Raw genomic sequence first — 18,146 nt, 5'->3', positions numbered from 1 at the left:
ATATTTACCATATCAAATTGACAATCAGTTTTCCTTTTAACCAAGAACTTTGTATTTGTACCCAATAAAAGCGAATTCAGAAAGCTTCTTTCACAGTAATGGTTAATGGAAGGATGAATTGGTTAAACTCAATTTAGAGACTTAGATAAAATCATGGAAACTGTAAATATCCATCAAGCTGAAACGAATCTCTCACAACTTTTGTTGCGGGTAGAGCATGGAGAAGAAATCATTATTTCCGATCGAGGCATTCCCATTGCGAAGTTAGTTCCGTTTCGCACCTCATCAAATCGCCGCGATAGTTTAGGACAGGATAAAGGGCGTTTTCTAGTGCCAGAGGACTTTAACGCCCCTTTACCAGATGAGATGTTGGCAGCATTTGAGGGCGGTGAGGAGTGAAACTTTTGCTAGATACGCAGTGTTGGTTATGGTGGTTTGCCCAACCAGAGCGTTTGAATGAGGAAGCGATCGCCCACATTGCCGATGAAAACAATGAATTATGGTTATCAGTTGCCAGTATTTGGGAAATAGGTATAAAAGTTGCTATCGGCAAGTTGCCACTGCCAGATCCTTTAGACAATTATATTTCTAGTCGGATGGCACAGTTGGGAATGCGATCGCTAGAAATTACAGCGTCTCATGCTTTACAAGCGGCTGCTTTACCCTTGCATCATCGAGATCCTTTTGACAGAATGTTGATTGCACAGGCTCAGATAGAAGAAATGACGCTTGTTAGTTCCGATTCCATGTTCAAGAAATATGATATTTCCCTGATTTGGGCTGCTAAATCGTGAGATTTTACTTCAATGGTTGTTGCTTGTGGTGCAACAATTTGCCACTGTTTATACTATCTGATGATCGCACTTGTCAGTTTTTGGGAATGTTGGGTTTCCTAGTGTTAACCCAGCCTACTTGCTACTCTGCCTTTGTTTGTTCAGATAAGAATTCTAGTTCCCCAAAAAAGTCATTATAAACACTATCTAAATATGGATTTCTGCAATCATCCTGAGAGGATTTTCTGGAATAATAATCTCTAAAATCCATACTGTCTCCTTCAGCATCAAGTCTTTTTTCTTTCAACGCCTCGATAAAACTCAGACCAACGATACCCAGGAAATACTCTAATTCTTCAACTGAAATAGTATGCCAATGATATGTTTCAGGAATAGCAGGATACAATTGCCGGATCTCATCTCTAAAAACTGAATTTACGAAGAAAGACCGATCATAAGTTATAACTAATCTCTCAGTTATTGTCATCCCGCCTAACCAATCAGGAACGGTGCATAAACCAGCTTCGATATCATTTTCAAACTCCCACATTTGATGTACCGCAGCACCAATATTTTTAGTAATGTCTCTCTTGATTTCAACTAAATCCCCCCATTTTTTAGCATTTAAATAGAGACCTGACTGCTTCACTTCTATCAAAACAGCAGAACCATTTTTAATAACAAACCAATCTGGTGTGTCTTTAGGATATTTACTAGTGCCATATCGCCACTCTTGTTGAACGTTTAATTCTCCAATTGCCTTTTTTATGAGTAATCCAACATACTCTTGAAAGACAAGTCCAAAATTTTCTCGAAATGGATTTTTATTAGTATCTCTGAAGTAATCTGCTAAACTAAAGTAAAGACCTCTAGTTACTCGCTGATAAACTAAAGTTGGTATTGGTGTTATGTAAACTTGGGAATAACCGACTTTAGGATTGCGATCTGGAATAATTGCAGGCTTGACCCAAAGGGGGTTAAATCTAAATTTATCATACTCACCTGTCGGTGGTGAATCTGCTCTTGAGAGAGAGCGAAAGTCATTGTATTTAGATGAAATCCAATTTACAAAGATTCTTTGCTTCTTGACATCAAAATATTCTTTTGCGGCTTCAGGATATTTATCTATGTCTTCATATAGGCGAAAAAAACCTTGCTTCCCATTCCCAGGTAAAGCCAAGCTTAATACTAATATTTCCTGCAAATTTAGCCCAGAAAAACTCTTAATTGCACAAGCTATATCAATTTTATTTGCACCTGGAATTTTAGCCCACAGGTCTCTGTAGATAATTAGTGTTCTTGGAAGGAGGTGACGAGCTTCACGATCATATTCAAGTTGAGAAGCTCCAAATCTTATGAGAAAACCTTGTTGATTTTCGTCGTCTTTTTCAAAGGGATCTAGAAGTCCAAAATACATATCAATAGCTTTCAGCAAATCATCTTCAGTCATGTTTTGACTGCGGTAATCATTGGAGTTTTCAATTAGCAGCATTGACAAATATGCTAGAACACCGTCAAAAACAGGTACACCTTTGACAATATGTAATCCTTTATGAGACTTGAAGATTTTATAGGAAAATTCTCCGATAAGCCTGAGAGCATCACAAAGTTTAAATTTTCTTAAATATTGTCCAATATCATTGGAAGAGTATTTCTTACCACCTCTAGAAGCGTAAGTGATAATATTTTTACCAGCAATATCACCTTGAAAATTACTCATACTGTCTCTATATCTAAAAGTTGAGCTAATTATTTACAATATTATGTTAGTAATCTTTTATGCTGCAATAAATTCCGTAACTTCATCAACATCAATTTTATCAAACAGTTCTGCTCAAGACATTGCCATAATTTAAATACGATCGCTCCCACCCACTATGCAATTTGCAGATTTCTGGTATATTGTCGCACTCAGCGAACAGTTACAACCTAACAAAGTATTATCACGTAGCATTTTAGGAGAATGGTTAGCGATATTTCGCGGTGAAGATGGACAACCTGTAGCTTTGCGCGATCGCTGTTTACACCGCAATAGCCGTCTATCAACAGGTAAAATCTGTGATGGTACTTTACAATGTCCCTATCATGGTTGGGTATATGACGGGGTTGGAAACGTTATTGCTGTTCCAGCCGAAGGAGATGATTTCAAACCTTCCCCACAGCGTCGAGCCAAGTGTTACGCTACCAAAGAACAAGATGGCTATGTTTATGTGCGGTTAGCCGATACGCCAATTATTGATATTGAACCCTTTTCTATGCCTCACTACGGACAAACCGGATGGGAGACGGTGCGGGTAATTAACCGTTTTGCTAACAATGTGACTAATTGTGCAGAGAACTTTATTGATATTCCCCATACGGCTTTTGTTCATCCTGGTGTTTTCCGTACTTCCCGTCAACAAAAGTTAGAGATGACTGTAGAACGCTGCAATGGTTCGGTTTTGGTGGAGTATCGCAACGAAAACAGTAATTTGGGATGGTACAGCCGTTTTCTGAATTTGCAGAATGCAGAGATTAAACATAGCGATCGCTTTTATATGCCAAATATTACCTCTGTAGAGTATAAGATGGCACATAATCGTCATTTGTTCATTACCAGTCAATCTATTCCAGAAACCGATAATTCCACTCTGGTTTACACAGATGTCACCTATAACTATGGTATTTGGAATAAGTTAGCACGTCCCTTTGTGCGGTGGACTGCTCAACACATTATCCGCCAAGACGTGGAAATTTTGGGTATTCAGGGGGAAGCGATCGCTAAATACGGCACACAATTTTACAATACGCCTGCGGACACAATTCATATATTTGTCGAGTCAATTATGGCAGCGATATCTCGTGGAGAAGATCCGCGTTTATTGCCAAATCAATCAGTAAAAGTTACATTTTGGGTTTAAAAATAATTCGTAATTTGTAATGATGCTCATTCGCGTAGCATCTCACTTTGGGAGAAGACTCGATAACGTTACGCTAAGAGGATGTTTGAAAAGTCATGATTGATGTATCAAATATTTTTTTACCCCACCCTAACCCTCACCTTATAACTGATTTTTCACGGTATGTGGAAAGGCGAGCAACGCGATTTGTTTGGTGAGATCGGGTAAAAAACAAGCGATGCCTGCGGCGGGCTGCGCCTACGCTAAAAACCACATTTAAGTACAAGGTAATTTTATTAACTAAATTAATAATGAGTTGCATGAGAATTAGTCTTGATGAGATATCTCACAAAGATTACCAGCAAGCTATTTGACGATTATTAAAAAAACATCTGCAATCAAAATAAATTGTTTAGTATCAATTGTAAGTCATTATTTAGCTGCCATCACCGAACAACTAGCCAGCGCCGGAACAGTCTTTGCGTCCATTCCTCGCTCCACTGCTTTTGTTGATGCATCAGAAGAACGAATGCCCTTAGCTGTGTATGAACACGGGTGTTGAGTAAGTTTACGGTGTAGGTGCAGGGGAAGGATGTTTCCCTGCATAGTAAACAACGACTTTCAACTGTTGAGCATCAGGAACATAAAATACTCTGTCCCCTTTTGTCACTTCATATTCCCATGCCCCCTTGTAGAGTTTGCCCTTCAAAGGGAAAACACGCCCTGGTTGTCGAGTGGTTGGTGCAGTACATAAATCCTCATAACAGCGTCGAGTATTTTCTGGATGACGCTGCATTAAAGCTTCCCAATCTCGATTCACCCGACGATTTTTGGCTACCACTAACCAAGTGCTTTCCATCTCAAATAATTCAGGAGCCGTCAGTTTAACTTCTGGCGGCTCTACATTTTCTACTATGGGATTTTCTTCTTGGTTCTCTGACATACTCTCTCACACAGCACTCCCAGCAGATGGTTTGGTTAATGGGACTTCATCAGTTTCAGCACTAAAAGCTGCTGCCAGTTCGGGGCTAGAGTAAGCAATTGCACTTTCATGCCATTCATGGATAAGCGCGTCAATTATCTCCCATGCTGTAGTTGAAGAATCTATCAACCGAAAAGCCTCACTTAGCTCCTTGATAAACTCTTGCAGATCATCCGACTCAAACACGCTCAACCATCCATAAGGGTGTTCAAAGCCAATTTCTTTGCCTAATAATAGAGAAAAAGCTACGGTTAATGCTTCAAAAACCGCTTTACTTTGAGTAGCTACCTTGACGAGAGAAGTTACTTCCTCCCGGCGCAACAACGCAAAAGACTGATCGTTACGGGTAATTGTCACTGGATGTTCTAAAGCCTTGTCTAGAACTCGTCCAGGCTGCCGATTTAACTCAGTGGCAGTAATTAGCTCATCTGAGTAAATATTGCCAAAATTGCCGAGAGCCATAGGTTATGCGTTTTCAGCCAAGCCGATTTAATAAAATCAATCAGTAATTACGTATAATTGTACGTACTATTTCTCAGGGGTCAATAGGGATTAAAACTCGCTTTTGCTGAAACTATCTCTGTCAAAGGATAAAAGATTTCTAGAGGGGAGAAAATGCAGTGATAATAATTAATTAGCATTTATTAATATGTAGAATTAGGTTAGTTATAATCTAAATTAAATTAATTCGTAATTAATTAAAATCAGTGTGAGCAATCAAAAGTGGAAATACAAAACTTTTCACAACTACTAATTTTTGGCTCTTTTCTCGGATTAGTTGGTTGGACTATTACCAATCAGGTTGGACGAACTCAACTTAAAGTTAAAAGTCGTGAAGATTGGCTGATAGATAGTACAGGATTAACGATTCAAGGAATTTTGATTCCCTTGCTACAAGCTACTTTAGTTTATTCGCTATATCAAAATTTATTACCCACTCAACAAGGATATTTAAAAGTATCATTAATTCCGGCTTTTATTATCAGTTTTTTTGTAGTTGATTATTTATATTATTGGAATCATCGTTTCTTACATACTAAATTGTTGTGGAAAGTTCATCAAGTCCATCATACCGTTACTCAGATGGATGTATTAGGAACTTCTCGCAACACAATTTGGACGAGCTTGTTAATTATATATTTATGGATACACACTTTATTTGTATATCTGTTAGCCGATCCTACAGGTTATTTACTTGGAGTCAGTCTAACTTCTGCCTTAGATTTATGGCGACATAGCCGCTTGATGATTCCTGCAAATACCAGGCTATATCAACTTTTATCTTTTTGGTTAATCTTACCACAGGATCATGCTTGGCATCATTGCCGCGAAATCCATAATTATAACTATGGGGCTAATCTGAAAATTTGGGATAAGTTACATGGAACATATTATGAAAGCGAAAAGTTGCCATCTATAATTGGAATTCCTAGCCCATTAAACTTGTTTCAAAAACTTTTATTCCCATTTTCATGACAGTTATCAGCAAAATTCTTTCGTTTTTCCCTACCTTTATATTATTGCTAACTGGTGCAGCAATAATCTACCTCGCTTATTCACCCAACATCTTCAGCATTCTGGCGGTGTTGCTTTCTATTTATGGGCTACCAGTGCTAGTTTACCGCTTGCATGAATGGGTTTATCCTGTGCGCGAGGGTATTAGTTATCTACTAGGTAAAGAATATAATCCCTGGTGGGGTAGTCATCAAATCCAGGTAATTTATATTGCTATTCCAGCGTTGGAAGCAGTGCTGCGACTGATTCCAGGGGTGTTTTCCTGTTGGTTGCGATTGTGGGGTGCTAAAGTGGGGCGAGATGTATATTGGACACCAGGTTTAGAGATTGCCGATCGCAGTTTATTAGAAATTGGCGATCGCGTCGTTGTCGGGCATAATGTCGGTATCTATTGCCATATCATAAAACCCCGCAAACAAAATTTAATGTTGTATGTCAAAAAAGTCAAGATTGGCAGCAATGTTTTTGTGGGAGCCGGATCTAATCTTGCTCCTGGTGTAATCATTGCTGATGATTCTTATTTACCAGCAGCCACCAAGCTTTATCCTAATCAAAAGGTGCAATAATGCGTCCGATTATTCAGCTTTTTGGGCAAATCCTCGCGCCAACTGCAAGGCGATTTTATCGAGCTTTGGATAACCCAGAGTTAATGCAGACATCTGTAAAAAGGGAAATTTGCGATCGCCTAATCAAAAGTGAGTATGGTAAAACTTTGGAGATTCATTCTCTAGACGATTGGCAGCGCGTACCAATTGTAGATTATGATGCACTCCAACCCTGGTTAAATCAGAAATCTCAGCAAATTTCCCTCACACCAGAACCCATTTTGTTTTATGAAAAAACCTCTGGTAGTAGTGGGGCGGTGAAATGGATTCCTTATACTCAATCTTTGCGGCGATCGTTTAATCAAATGTTCTGTGTATGGGCGCATGATTTGATTGTACATGGCCCGAAATTTTCTACAGGCAAGATTTATGCTTGCATCTCGCCGCAATTAGATGTAGCTGATAATCAAAGTTTACAGAACGATTTAGATTACTTAGATGGCTGGTTGCGTTGGTTTTTACGTCCTTGGTTGGTGATGCCAAATAAACTTAATCGGCTGCATGACGTGAACTTATTTAAACATCAGTTGGCTTTGGCATTATTAGAGGCTGAAAAACTAGAAATTATTTCTATTTGGAGTCCTAGTTTTCTCCAAGTACATTTAAAATATATTCAAGAGAATCAGGATTTATTGCGAACAGAATTACACAACCGGATTTCACATTATCGCCTGCAACTCCTCAGTGAAAGTAATATTCCCTGGATGCAACTCTGGCCAAATTTGAAGCTGATTTCCTGCTGGGATAGTGCCAATGCAGCAGATCAAGCTCAGGGATTACGTTTGCAATTTCCTGGTGTATTAATTCAAGGTAAAGGATTACTAGCAACGGAAGCCCCAATAACGATTCCGTTGATTGTAGCTGGCGGATGTGTGCCAGTTATTGATGAAGTTTTCTTCGAGTTCGAGGATGATACTGGTTCCCTATATGGTTTACACGAACTCAGCACTGGCAAGGAATACACGATTATTTTATCGCAGAAAGGAGGATTGTATCGTTATCGGATTGGCGATCGCATCCGGGTAACTCATTACTATCGCCACACTCCCTGTTTAGAGTTTATCGGACGACATCAAGCCGTTAGCGATTTGGTAGGCGAAAAGTTGCAAGAAAATTTTGTAAATAATGCTCTTATTAAGTTGAACTTGCAAGAAACTAATTTTAAAAGTTTGATGCCGATTGCCGATCCCCCACACTATATTTTATTATTAGATTCGGCAAAAGAAACCCCAGGAATTATTGCCGAACAATTGGATCGGGTTTTATCAGAATCATATCATTACCAAAGAGCGCGAGCCATCGGTCAACTCGCACCACCAGAGGTTTTAATCTCTAATAAAATTCCTGAAGTATTAGTTTCCCATCGTATCCGCACTGGAAGTATTTGGGGAGGTATTAAACATCCAATTCTGGCAACATCACCCATTAGCAATGAACTTTTGCAGAAATTGAACTTAGAAATTGCCCAGAAATAGCTAATTCACAACGAAGCATTAGCAAAAATAAATTTAAACTCTTGACATTAAGTAGAGATAAATTAAAATTTTTGTTCTTTGAGATGAAGACATAAAGAGGGTTGACGCGGAGAAATTATCAAATACTCTCTCCGCGTCCTTGCGTGCCTTTTAAGCAGTAGGTTTTGACAATTGGGCTAATTTATCTGTGTAAATTTCTACTGTGACTGGTGAATTTTGATGAGAAACGAGCGATCGCTTCACCTCACCCAAGTAAACTGGTACAGAAATCCCTGGTTCTGGGTGGATAATGGTACGGGCGCGAACTGTCAAGTTGTCGTCTTCACGTGTACCTGAACGACCATAAGAAAATAAATTACTAGCTGCTTGACGTAAAGTTGCTTCTAATTGTGTGGGTGTAATTTGGGATGATGTGGTAATAACTGCTTGTGTGGAGCCATTGTCATAAACTAGAGTGTACTTACCTGCTCCTGGAATCACAGCCCGACTTAAGGGGACTATCGATAGTGCAAATAAACCACCCGTCAGCACCAGCATAAAGCCAGTTGTACCCACCAGCCGAAAGCGGATGCCCCATTTGAGAATAAAAGCTAAAGCTGTTAAGGCAGCGAATGCCAAGGTAGCTATACCTGACCATTGGGTGTACTGAAGAAAATTAGCTGTTGTGAGCATAAGGTAGGTTATGGATGCGTCTTTTTTCGTTACCGACACACCTATTTTACCGAGAGCTTACACCATAAGGTATTTGATTTGTGAGAATTGTAACCCGCAGATACCCCATTTATTTGAGAAGTCGGGTATCTTGTCGATCGCGAATAATTCAGGATTGCTATATCAATTACAAATTATATAGTGCTAATATTGCCGACAAGTAAAAGATTTATTTCCCTTATCTGAAGTTGAGACATATATCCTATATTCTGCCGGACAAATTTCAACTGCATTAACTGTTCTAATTTGGATGTCATCTGCAATCTGACAACTTTGGAACTGTCCTTTTTCATCGAAAGATATGTAATTTTTTCCTCGGCAGGGAATATTGGATGTCTCTGAAAGAGAACTGAAAACTTGCACATTAGTATTTCGATCGAGTATACAAGTTAACAGCGAACCATTGGGATAATAAATCATATTACCTGCTTCACACTCAATTGCTGCTTTAGCAGGTAGAGGAAAAGCAAAGTTAATTGTCAATAACCCTAATGAAGAAGTGAAAAATGTAAAGCTTTGCAAGGATAATTTCATGAAGAAATTCTGGTTTTTTTACTAAGCTAAATATTTTTTGATTGTGTTTGACTAAATAAAAATAATAAATATACAAAAGGGCATCTACAAGAGATGCCCGTCATGTAGGAAAACCCCAAAGGGTCGTCCCTACACCTTCCCAACAATCAGCAACAGTGACTAATTAGGTATTAGTCACACTCACAGTCACAGACGTGAATATAGTAATCTTATTAACTTAAAACTCTAAATGCCCCCGTGCATACACTGAAAAAGTTATAGCGGTTCTAAGTCGCGGTGGCTGCGCTGCGATCGCCTGATACTTTAACACTTAAGTGATTGTGCATTTTCAGTAATACATACATGAATACACACACAAATGATAATTGATATATATTTCTAGAGTTTTGCTAATGGCAAGCAAGCTTTTATTTTTTCTTCAGAAGAAAAATATACTAACAGTGACTGGACTATTTTTTTTATTGGCTCATCAACAAAAGGTAAAACAGATAAACTCTGATTATAGAAAGTATTGGCTTTGGAACAATTGTCTTTTCCCACATCAGCTATTGCTAGATAAAATAGAATAAGATACTCGTTGTTGTAATCTTGGCTTTTCTGGGCTAAAGGTAAGACTTGTTGACTATAATCACTTGAAATATCATAAGAACCTTTGACTAAGTAAGCAAAAGATAGCCATGTCAAAGCTTGGGTTTCGACTCCGATAATTTGATTTTCTCGTCCAATTATCAAAAGCTGTTGGGAGTAATCAATCGCTTTGCTAATTTCATTTTTAATGAAACTATATACAACAAGATGTTTTAAAGAAATAATTTGATTTAAAACATCTTTATTTTTTTGAGCATTTGCCAAATATGTTTGGAAATAAGTAATAAATACTAAGTAATGTGGTGAATCATTTAGTTCATTTGGTGTTATCAAAAAGCCAACATTTTTAAGAAATAAATCTTCTGCGGAACGTTGTTGACTATTTCGCGTTTCGTCTAACTCAGTTTCATTAACTAAAGGCCAAATTATTCTGACAGCTTGACCCAAAAGATTTTTCCTGGGAACAACACCCCAGCAACGGCTATCATAGCTAGAATTGCGGTTATCCCCTAATACTAAGTATGAGTTAGGTGGTATAATCTGAGGTTTTGCTAAGTAAGGTGGCTGTGGCCCTGATATACAAACATCAATTACTGTAGACTCTTGAGAGCTAAGGTAATTGTCTTCCTGAAGAGGTTTGTTGTTGATATATACTTTGCCATTTCTAAGTTCTACCTTTTCTCCGGGTAGACCAATTATCCGCTTAATAAATGCGTCTTTATACTCTTCCTTTCGTAACTCCTCAGTAGGCTCAAATAGAATAATATCTCCACGTTTGGGTAATTGGGAGCGATAAACCAGTTTATCAACTAATATCGAATCTGCTGTCCAGGTATTTGAAGTACCATGCAAAGTTGGTTCCATCGCCCCTGATGGTATCCATCTAACTTCAAAGGCTTCTTTCAAAACCCGAATATTGCTCGTGTTTGGATATTGACTTTTTTCTGGTATCAAACTAGACGGTTTAATTTTCGGCAATTCTAGGTTTTGCGCTCTGACTAGTGAAATCCCTAATAATGCTGTATTGGCTAGAGTTAAGAGAATGAAAACACTGCCACATTTAACTAGCAAAAGAAATGTGTAAAGCTTAGAAATGCGATGAAAACTTGAGATCAAATAAGAATGAACTAGCTTTTTCTGATGTTTAGGATTTAAATAGTTGCGATTTTTCATTTCCTAACTAATTTTGATGAGATGCAAGCTTGTCATATTGGTTATAACGATGTATTACTCCACAAATGGCAGCAAATATTACCCATGAAAGTGCATTCAAACGAAAATCAAAGAGGGTTACATCTACTGTATTCAATAGAATCCAACCAACAAAAGTCAGAAGATAAGTGAAAAATATCAATCTATCTTCTGTATTTATATGTTTTGACTTTCGTAGTAATTGAACACCTGCGATCAAAATCCAAGCGAGTAAGCCACAAAATAACAAAGTGCTGGGAAAGCCAGTTTCAGCAGATAACATCAAAAAAAAGTTATGGGGATGGCCCAAGGGAATTTGCATTTGGGCTTTGTAGAGTCCACTAAAACTACGTAACCCCCAGCCAGTCAAAGGATGTTGTTCAGCTAAAGACCAGGCAAATCCCCACTGAGTTTTTCGCATTAAAGCGATTGGCCGATCTGGATACATGTCGTCATTTAACCTTGCCCAAAAGAAAGCAGGAACGTACTGACGAAAAAATTGAGCGACTGGCGAGGGAGCAAAAGCTGCCAAAAGCACACTAGAAACGATCGCAGCGACACTACCCACAAGAATACGCCAGCCTTGGTAAAGTGCATAAGCTAAACAGGCAAAAATAGCGATCGCCCAACCATTACGCGAGTTGGTAAAAATCAAGGCGATGAAATTCATAATCACCGCTACGCTTAGGAAGAGGAAGGGAAGAAATGATTTTTGACTCTTAACTCTTAATTGCTGATAGTTTTCTAGCCACAACCCTACACCAAGGATGAAAACTATCGCTAGATAAGCAGCGAAAGTATTAGCGTGCAAAAAGAGTGAAGCGATGCGACCTGGCGGATTTCCTCCTGGTCTGATTGTCCAACTAAATACAACCCACACAAACTGGAACTTAAAACTCCAGCCTAAAAATAACTGTCCCAAACCAAGAATTACCACTGGTATGGAACCGATTACTAAAACCCAAGCCATTTGCCGCAATTGGGCAAATGTTTGAATTAGAGCGCTATGGGCAACGAAAAGTAAAAAGAATGGTAATAAATTAAATAAGCCGAGGAATGCTGCTGTCTTGTCATCAGCAAACCCAGCACTGACGATCAGTAACACACTCAAAAGGGCAAATCCCCAGTTGATGGGGCGGCGATTAATTTTGCGGGATTGTTTCAGCCAAGTTATTAATGAGACAAAACCGATAGTCACAGCCCCCACCAATGGACTCAATGGGAAGATTAACAGTGCCCACAGAGAGTAGTTCCAAGAAGATTGCCAACGAGACTTGAAATAGTCAAAAACTTTGTTCAAGCTGGCTCCCAACATTCCTCACGAGTGAGGCGAATTTGAGCTAAGGCGAAGATGGTAGGGATGATTCGACCATAGTTAGTGGCGATCGCTCTCCACCCTAAATCTGCAAAAAACCAAGTCCACATCATCGGGCCAATCACGGCAAACATCGTGCGGGCTGCCCCATAACGAGCTGCACTCACCGTCATCCCCCGTTGCGCCATTTGCATCGCTACATAGCTTTGGAATTGCGTTGTAGCTGCTTCTGAGCCAGTAATTACCGCTTGTTTAGCTACTTCATAAGTAGCAAAGTGGATGGCAAATTGACGAGCAATTTGCTTAAGTACAAGTGGCTGGAGAAGTGAAGTAACCGCGATCGCACTACCGCCTTTGAAAAGTAACCCCAAGGGGTCAGGCTGCAATAAAAGTGGTAGAGGTTCTTTTAGTTCTGATTGGATAAGGTGACGCTGCACTCGGAGAGTCAATTTTTGTTTTTCCTGTTCAGGTAATTTTTTCCACACCTGTCCTAACAGATGCAAAAATACTTCTGCTTCTAAATCAATAGTTGCCAGTTGATTAGAATAAGGAATTTTTAGATACTTACATACTTGAACTAAGGCTTGTCGATAAGTTACCTGGCCTGTACGTCCCCGTAATACAGTCATCCCATCTGCCGCCAAAAAACGAAAGCGACCTTCTAGTGAATCTAACCAAGCTTTGCGGTCTTGGCTTTGCACTTCGATGGGTTCGGGTGTGTGTACATAGTCTAGGGGATTGAACTTACGACTAAATAGAATTGCCGTTAAATCTTGCAATTCTTCTTCGGTCGCTAACTCTAGCGCCGCCCTCATCTCATCCAATTTCCCTTCCTCCCTTCCGTGCAACTTTCTGTACCTTATTCTACTATTAGCTTTCAGCAGTCATTAGTAGTAATTTTGTCCTTTGATAATAACCTAATGACCAATAACCAATGACTAAGGACTATGGACTCATGACTGATATTGTAGTGATTGGTGCCGGAATGGCCGGTTTAGTCTGCGCCCAGCAATTAAGTCAAGCTGGTTATTCGGTGCTAGTGCTAGACAAGTCCCGTGGTTTGGGAGGAAGACTCGCTACCCGCCGCTTGCATGGAACTTGGGCCGATCGTGGGGCTTGTTATCTGAAGCCAAAGGGTGAATTATTTAGACATTTTGTGGAGATATTGCGATCGCGCCATATCCTGGAAGTTTGGACAGAGGAGGTTTATGAATTCACCGCAGGCGCTCCTTTATCTGAACCAAAAAACCGCAGTCCGCGATATGTTGCACCTGCGGGAATGAGTGCGTAGACGCGGAGCGGCTTGTCGTCAGACATCGCTAAATCCCTCGCCCCAGGTTTAGAAATATTACTGAATCAGCGTGTCATCGCTATTACCCCAACTCCCGAAAATAGTTGGCGCTTGACTCTCGAATCTGGCAACGAAGAATTAACTGCAAAAGCTATAATCGTTGCCATTCCTGCACCCCAAGCAATGATGCTGTTAGAACCTTTGGGTGAAAGTGGATTAGATAAAGCCTTTCTTGATAACTTGCGTTCTGTAGAATTTTATTCCTCAATTAGTGCGATCGCTGGATATCCTCCCACATCCCACCCACTCCCTCAGTGGAAGGCGCTAACTTTTGTCGATGATGCTGATTTAGCGTGGATTGGTTTGGACAGTAGCAAGCGTCCTAAGCCTCAGCAACCACATTTTGTAGTGCAAAGTAGCGCTGATTTCGCCCAACGTCATCTAGAAATCCAGGATTTACAACCCGTTGCAGAGCTTATGTTGCAACGAGCAGCTGAATCTCTGTCCCTTCCTTGGCTGAATACTCCCGAATGGATCCAAGTACATCGTTGGCGTTATGCCTTTCCTAGCCGTCCCTGGCACGAAGCTTTTTTGTCTGCTGGAACTCCCTTACCTTTAGTTTGCTGTGGTGATTGGTGTGGCGGCAATCTTGCGGAAGGTGCGATGCTTTCTGGATTAGCTGCTGCTAATGAAATTAATCATCAGTTGCATCATCTTCCTTTAGACAATGTGAACTTTCTCAACATTTTTACCCGATCGTTTCATCAGTCGCTAGACTGATTTTGCACTTTAGCAATTCCTTATTTGTCTGACTTCCTAAATCAACGGGCAACCAATAAGTTTTTTAGATGAAACAGCGAATTTTGCAGCAAACTTAAAATGTGATGAGAATTACCAAAAAGCTTAACTTCATTAGAAACTTGTTCCTAATTCAATATGTCTATTGCTGTTCATCTTGATCCCCCAGCTTTTATGCTGCGTTTTATGTAGATTTCTGCTTTCTTGGCATAAATTTGGAATAATTAGGATTATAAATATATAGTATCGCTAACCTACCAGTATATTGGATGCTGTTTTAATAAATCATACTGCGAATCAGTATAAACTTTAACTAAAATCAGCAAAACCAAATGTCTGATATTCAATCAAGATAAAAGGCTAGTTCCACTGGATTTTGCATTTATCAGTTGAACTACTTTTAAGTGATTGTTATGACGACGTTGCCATCTAAAAAAATTGTTTTTTCCACGCATCATTGACTAGATTAAAAAAGGAGTTTAAAAATTATGAAGACGGTAGTTAATTTAACACAGCAATCAGTAGTAGGAGAGATTGAAAGCGTTTTAGATACATATCCATACCATCCATATCAAAAAGCTTTTGCAATTCCTGACTTACGCCAAGAGCTAATTGCTTTTGTCCTCACCCGCATTCCCTCTTTTTACAGCGCTATGTCTGATGGACATATTTCTCTGGCGGAGGCTGAACAAGAAAGCCTGGCTTATTACAAATTGCCTGGCAAACCCTTAGAGCAGCAGCTGCACCTGCAGAATTTGATTCATCAAGGCATTTGTTTAATCGTTCAAGAAAAGTCAGATTGGATTAACCATAATGTTTGTGAAACAGTTCAGCCAGCTTGTGAAGCCTCACACTGGTTTGGTTAATAGTTCGCAGTGAATTGTTATTTTTGAGCTAATCCCATGACTAAACGCTGTGGAATTAGCTCAATATTTTTGTAAGTATCCTGCTCTTGAGGTGTAAACTTTGACAATTACTAGGTTCAAAGGACATTCCCAGGACATGAGAAACATAACTGCTCTAATATTAGTAAGCATTACCGTCACTGTCGGGATCGGAGTATTAACACCCAAAGCCACTAATGCCCAATTATTTTATCCACCAGCAAGCGATCGCCACTCATTAATGGTAATCGGTCAAGGGGTAGTGAGAGTGCCAGCAGATACAGCTGATATTGAATTGGTATTCAGTAGGGAAGATAGTAATGATGATTTAGAAACGAAACCCTCATCTCTACCGCAAACCCGCAACATATCCTCACCCTCCAGGTATGCCTCCGGCACGCCAAGGGCGAACGGCAGTCCCTCTTTGTTGGAACAACAACACCAGGCTGCCTCACCAACTCTACTTTTAAATTACAAAAAAGCAGCAGAATCTTTACCAAGCAAAAAATCCCTAACTAAAGCAACTCTCCAGCCTGTAGTTAATAGCCTAGTTGCCAAAGGGATTCGTGCTGATAAAATTCAAGTGCAAATTAGCCCTGATTCCAGTGAAAACAGCGCCAAAATATTGGTGAGGCTGGAAAAACCCACACGCGATCGCGTCCAGGAAATTGTTGCTACTGCGAACAAGTCCACGAGCCAATTGGAAAATCTTTCCGTTAAGAGTGTGGGCGTAGAATACGCAGTAAATGACTGTCAAGCATTGCAGAGTTCCGTTTATCAATCAGCTATGAAAGATGCTCAAAGCCGCGCTCAAGCTTTAGCAACTGCTATGGGTGTTAAACTTGATATTCCTTCTGTCGCTGAACCATTTTACACATTATTTTATTCTTCATGTAGTTCTAAAACTGGAGTTCCTTTACCTTCATTTGCTAGTCTTTTATTATCAACGACTTATAATCCAGATGCCCCAGCAGAGGTAGAGATGAGAAAGGATATTTTTGTGACATATACAACTAAATAAGCATTTATATTAAGTGTGTCGCACTTTGATTTAGTCAAGATTTAGAAGTGCGATCGCTTAACTTCCGCACAGCTATAGTGTGCGTGTTCATAATTCTTTTATTCAAGAGCGATCGCTCCTCTGTAATTAAAAAACTCCAGAACTGTTTGTAACAACTCTGGAGTCAGGAAAGATACGCATTTACCTATACCCAAATTTTCACCTTCAGAGCATCTTACGTCATCAGGGTATACACTCAAATACAGTTAAGGATGTTTGAGGATTAACTGCTTTATTTACACAACTTTTCTGTTTGAATAGTACTTACGGACGAATTACGGAATAAGGAAGAGTAGAGGCGCAGAGAAATGAGAGTTTGAAAGATATTTTGTTTAAGTACTATCGAAGTAACGCAAAACAGCCCCAGTAAATCTGAGGCTGCTTTGCGAGAGTTGTTTGGTAGGAGGGGGTACATCAACAAGTGATGCCCTATGTTAAATATAGATAATTCAGTATGCATCCCTATTCAGCCATATTTTGGCAGATCGGGATGATTTGGAAAATTACGATTGCTTTTTCCAAAAAGAAACTCCAGATGCACTTAAGGCATTCTGGAGTAGTAACAGGTTTCTAACATCAATCAATTTTTACCCATGCGATCGCCAGATGTCGTTGGGGTATATACTCAAATGTGTTTATGTGTACTCATCCGCAAATTGAACAGCAAATTACCTTCTTTTATACCCACAATCTTAATGCCTCTACTGAATTCTCCGAACAAATGCTGGGTTTGAAGTTATGGCTTGACCAAGGAACTTGTCGAATTTATACTGTTAGTGGATCTGGATACTTGGGATTTTGCCAAGCAAGCGAAAAATCCACTCCTCCATCTGACAAGCAACCAAGTGTCATTTTTACCCTAGTAACGCAGCAGGTAGATGAGTGGTTTGAATATCTCAAAGAACGTGGTGTCAAATTTGAAAAGCCACCGATACTAAATGAAAAGTACAATATTTACCACTGTTTTTTCCGCGATCCCAGTGGTTATTTGATTGAAATTCAACGTTTTGAGACTAACGACAAAAAAAGACATAACTAATTTGGTTATGTCTAAACATTCGATTTACAGGGCAGGATTTGTACAGACTAGAACTTTTTGATTTACTGGGGTACATAACACCAACTAATGCTGTATGACCATTATTGAGAGCCATGTACCTTTTCTTCTATCGATTTATCAGAGTGAGGCGCGGGATTTATGCAGCCACCACTAAATATTTACATTTCTTGACAATTAGCTGTGTAGGCGTAGCCAGCCGTAGGTATCTCTTTTAACCTTTATAGCAGAGATTAGTGAAGTACAGCATCTAGGTCTCGTAGCTAGGCACAGAGCCTATTCTAATTCTGAATTCTGACTCCTGAATTCTGAATTCTGCTGTATATAATCGTCGCTTAATTGCTGACAAAAACTCTTTGTACTAATCCTAATGATAGGTATTTAACCGGACTCTATATTGTATAACAGGAGCTAAAATGCAATCATTGTGGTCAGCAGATCGTGTTCTTTAGCAAGATTACTTTTTAAAGTATCCTATTTGCCAATTG

18 protein-coding genes and 2 pseudogenes are annotated in these 18,146 nt (G+C 39.5%); 11 read left to right on the top strand and 9 right to left on the bottom strand.

What is annotated here, in order from left to right:
- Nucleotides 1–153: 153 nt before the first annotated feature.
- Together CDG77_RS05430 and CDG77_RS05425 are read left to right on the top strand one after the other, a co-directional pair.
- A complete protein-coding gene (locus CDG77_RS05430) occupies nucleotides 154–399 on the top strand; it encodes a type II toxin-antitoxin system Phd/YefM family antitoxin (protein ID WP_094328390.1) in 246 nt (81 codons plus the stop codon).
- Nucleotides 396–794, top strand: coding sequence for a type II toxin-antitoxin system VapC family toxin (locus tag CDG77_RS05425; RefSeq protein ID WP_094328389.1), 399 nt, complete (start codon nucleotides 396–398; stop codon nucleotides 792–794). Before CDG77_RS05430 ends, CDG77_RS05425 begins: the two co-directional genes overlap by 4 nt.
- 121 nt (nucleotides 795–915) lie before the next feature.
- On the opposite strand, the gene CDG77_RS05420 is transcribed toward CDG77_RS05425, so the two are convergent.
- Nucleotides 916–2,493, bottom strand: coding sequence for a hypothetical protein (locus tag CDG77_RS05420; RefSeq protein ID WP_094328388.1), 1,578 nt, complete (start codon nucleotides 2,491–2,493; stop codon nucleotides 916–918).
- Nucleotides 2,494–2,650: 157 nt separating this feature from the next.
- On the opposite strand from CDG77_RS05420, the gene CDG77_RS05415 reads away from it, so the two are divergent.
- Together CDG77_RS05415 and CDG77_RS05410 are read left to right on the top strand one after the other, a co-directional pair.
- Entirely contained in the window at nucleotides 2,651–3,673 is a 1,023-nt protein-coding gene (locus CDG77_RS05415) for an aromatic ring-hydroxylating dioxygenase subunit alpha (protein WP_094328387.1), read from the top strand.
- Between the two features lie 349 nt (nucleotides 3,674–4,022).
- Nucleotides 4,023–4,214 carry a hypothetical protein gene (locus CDG77_RS05410; protein ID WP_094328386.1) on the top strand — a complete coding sequence of 64 codons (192 nt, stop codon included), beginning with the start codon at nucleotides 4,023–4,025 and terminating at the stop codon, nucleotides 4,212–4,214.
- 6 nt (nucleotides 4,215–4,220) lie between these two features.
- Here the strand turns inward: CDG77_RS05410 and CDG77_RS05405 are convergent, their stop codons facing one another.
- Nucleotides 4,221–4,595, bottom strand: a complete 375-nt coding sequence (locus tag CDG77_RS05405) for a hypothetical protein (RefSeq protein WP_094328385.1) — start codon at nucleotides 4,593–4,595, stop codon at nucleotides 4,221–4,223.
- Between the two features lie 6 nt (nucleotides 4,596–4,601).
- A complete protein-coding gene (locus CDG77_RS05400) occupies nucleotides 4,602–5,096 on the bottom strand; it encodes a hypothetical protein (protein ID WP_094328384.1) in 495 nt (164 codons plus the stop codon).
- Between the two features lie 261 nt (nucleotides 5,097–5,357).
- Here CDG77_RS05400 and CDG77_RS05395 point away from each other — a divergent pair, with 261 nt between their 5' ends.
- The 3 genes from CDG77_RS05395 to CDG77_RS05385 are packed head-to-tail and all read left to right on the top strand — an operon-like array spanning nucleotide 5,358 to nucleotide 8,229.
- Entirely contained in the window at nucleotides 5,358–6,110 is a 753-nt protein-coding gene (locus tag CDG77_RS05395; RefSeq protein ID WP_094328383.1) for a sterol desaturase family protein, read from the top strand.
- Nucleotides 6,107–6,715, top strand: coding sequence for an acyltransferase (locus tag CDG77_RS05390; protein ID WP_094328382.1), 609 nt, complete (start codon nucleotides 6,107–6,109; stop codon nucleotides 6,713–6,715). Before CDG77_RS05395 ends, CDG77_RS05390 begins: the two co-directional genes overlap by 4 nt.
- Nucleotides 6,715–8,229, top strand: a complete 1,515-nt coding sequence (locus CDG77_RS05385) for a GH3 family domain-containing protein (RefSeq protein WP_094328381.1) — start codon at nucleotides 6,715–6,717, stop codon at nucleotides 8,227–8,229. The genes CDG77_RS05390 and CDG77_RS05385 overlap by 1 nt, the downstream gene beginning before the upstream one ends.
- Nucleotides 8,230–8,379: 150 nt before the next feature.
- On the opposite strand, the gene CDG77_RS05380 is transcribed toward CDG77_RS05385, so the two are convergent.
- From CDG77_RS05380 to CDG77_RS05360, 5 genes and pseudogenes are all read right to left on the bottom strand, one after another.
- On the bottom strand, nucleotides 8,380–8,901 hold the full coding sequence (locus tag CDG77_RS05380; protein ID WP_094328380.1) for a Ycf51 family protein: 522 nt from the start codon (nucleotides 8,899–8,901) through the stop codon (nucleotides 8,380–8,382).
- A 183-nt stretch (nucleotides 8,902–9,084) separates the two neighbouring features.
- Entirely contained in the window at nucleotides 9,085–9,474 is a 390-nt protein-coding gene (locus tag CDG77_RS05375) for a hypothetical protein (RefSeq protein ID WP_094328379.1), read from the bottom strand.
- A 975-nt stretch (nucleotides 9,475–10,449) separates the two neighbouring features.
- Nucleotides 10,450–10,953, bottom strand: a pseudogene (gene lepB / locus CDG77_RS37365) (signal peptidase I); the annotation flags it as partial.
- A 289-nt stretch (nucleotides 10,954–11,242) separates the two neighbouring features.
- On the bottom strand, nucleotides 11,243–12,568 hold the full coding sequence (locus CDG77_RS05365) for an O-antigen ligase family protein (RefSeq protein WP_094328377.1): 1,326 nt from the start codon (nucleotides 12,566–12,568) through the stop codon (nucleotides 11,243–11,245).
- Entirely contained in the window at nucleotides 12,550–13,392 is an 843-nt protein-coding gene (locus tag CDG77_RS05360; protein ID WP_094328376.1) for a hypothetical protein, read from the bottom strand. Before CDG77_RS05360 ends, CDG77_RS05365 begins: the two co-directional genes overlap by 19 nt.
- Nucleotides 13,393–13,523: 131 nt before the next feature.
- On the opposite strand from CDG77_RS05360, the pseudogene CDG77_RS05355 reads away from it, so the two are divergent.
- The 3 genes and pseudogenes from CDG77_RS05355 to CDG77_RS05345 all read left to right on the top strand — a co-directional run bounded on the left by CDG77_RS05355 (nucleotide 13,524) and on the right by CDG77_RS05345 (nucleotide 16,562).
- Nucleotides 13,524–14,639, top strand: a pseudogene (locus CDG77_RS05355) (NAD(P)/FAD-dependent oxidoreductase).
- 506 nt (nucleotides 14,640–15,145) lie between these two features.
- The gene (locus tag CDG77_RS05350; RefSeq protein ID WP_094328375.1) at nucleotides 15,146–15,523 is read left to right on the top strand and encodes a hypothetical protein; all 378 of its coding nucleotides are present in this window, start codon (nucleotides 15,146–15,148) and stop codon (nucleotides 15,521–15,523) included.
- A 136-nt stretch (nucleotides 15,524–15,659) separates the two neighbouring features.
- Complete coding sequence (locus CDG77_RS05345; RefSeq protein ID WP_094328374.1) at nucleotides 15,660–16,562, top strand: SIMPL domain-containing protein; 903 nt, start codon at nucleotides 15,660–15,662, stop codon at nucleotides 16,560–16,562.
- Nucleotides 16,563–16,660: 98 nt separating this feature from the next.
- On the opposite strand, the gene CDG77_RS36255 is transcribed toward CDG77_RS05345, so the two are convergent.
- Nucleotides 16,661–16,801 (bottom strand): hypothetical protein, encoded by a 141-nt coding sequence (locus CDG77_RS36255; protein ID WP_190233912.1) that lies wholly within the window; start codon nucleotides 16,799–16,801, stop codon nucleotides 16,661–16,663.
- 437 nt (nucleotides 16,802–17,238) lie between these two features.
- Here CDG77_RS36255 and CDG77_RS05340 point away from each other — a divergent pair, with 437 nt between their 5' ends.
- The gene (locus tag CDG77_RS05340; RefSeq protein WP_094328373.1) at nucleotides 17,239–17,640 is read left to right on the top strand and encodes a VOC family protein; all 402 of its coding nucleotides are present in this window, start codon (nucleotides 17,239–17,241) and stop codon (nucleotides 17,638–17,640) included.
- Nucleotides 17,641–18,146: the final 506 nt, after the last annotated feature.

Source organism: Nostoc sp. 'Peltigera membranacea cyanobiont' 213 (assembly GCF_002245975.1).
Taxonomy (GTDB): domain Bacteria; phylum Cyanobacteriota; class Cyanobacteriia; order Cyanobacteriales; family Nostocaceae; genus Nostoc.
Note: the sequence above shows the minus strand (reverse complement) of the source record. Positions and strands in the feature narration are given on the sequence as shown.

Bases quoted from the DNA above. Each gene is read 5' to 3' on its own strand.
- CDG77_RS05430 (WP_094328390.1), top strand. From the start codon at position 154: ATGGAAACTGTAAATATCCATCAAGCTGAAACGAATCTCTCACAACTT.
- CDG77_RS05420 (WP_094328388.1), bottom strand. From the start codon at position 2,493: ATGAGTAATTTTCAAGGTGATATTGCTGGTAAAAATATTATCACTTAC.
- CDG77_RS05415 (WP_094328387.1), top strand. From the start codon at position 2,651: ATGCAATTTGCAGATTTCTGGTATATTGTCGCACTCAGCGAACAGTTA.
- CDG77_RS05405 (WP_094328385.1), bottom strand. From the start codon at position 4,595: ATGTCAGAGAACCAAGAAGAAAATCCCATAGTAGAAAATGTAGAGCCG.
- CDG77_RS05400 (WP_094328384.1), bottom strand. From the start codon at position 5,096: ATGGCTCTCGGCAATTTTGGCAATATTTACTCAGATGAGCTAATTACT.
- CDG77_RS05390 (WP_094328382.1), top strand. From the start codon at position 6,107: ATGACAGTTATCAGCAAAATTCTTTCGTTTTTCCCTACCTTTATATTA.
- CDG77_RS05385 (WP_094328381.1), top strand. From the start codon at position 6,715: ATGCGTCCGATTATTCAGCTTTTTGGGCAAATCCTCGCGCCAACTGCA.
- CDG77_RS05380 (WP_094328380.1), bottom strand. From the start codon at position 8,901: ATGCTCACAACAGCTAATTTTCTTCAGTACACCCAATGGTCAGGTATA.
- CDG77_RS05375 (WP_094328379.1), bottom strand. From the start codon at position 9,474: ATGAAATTATCCTTGCAAAGCTTTACATTTTTCACTTCTTCATTAGGG.
- CDG77_RS05365 (WP_094328377.1), bottom strand. From the start codon at position 12,568: ATGTTGGGAGCCAGCTTGAACAAAGTTTTTGACTATTTCAAGTCTCGT.
- CDG77_RS05350 (WP_094328375.1), top strand. From the start codon at position 15,146: ATGAAGACGGTAGTTAATTTAACACAGCAATCAGTAGTAGGAGAGATT.
- CDG77_RS05345 (WP_094328374.1), top strand. From the start codon at position 15,660: ATGAGAAACATAACTGCTCTAATATTAGTAAGCATTACCGTCACTGTC.
- CDG77_RS05340 (WP_094328373.1), top strand. From the start codon at position 17,239: ATGTGTACTCATCCGCAAATTGAACAGCAAATTACCTTCTTTTATACC.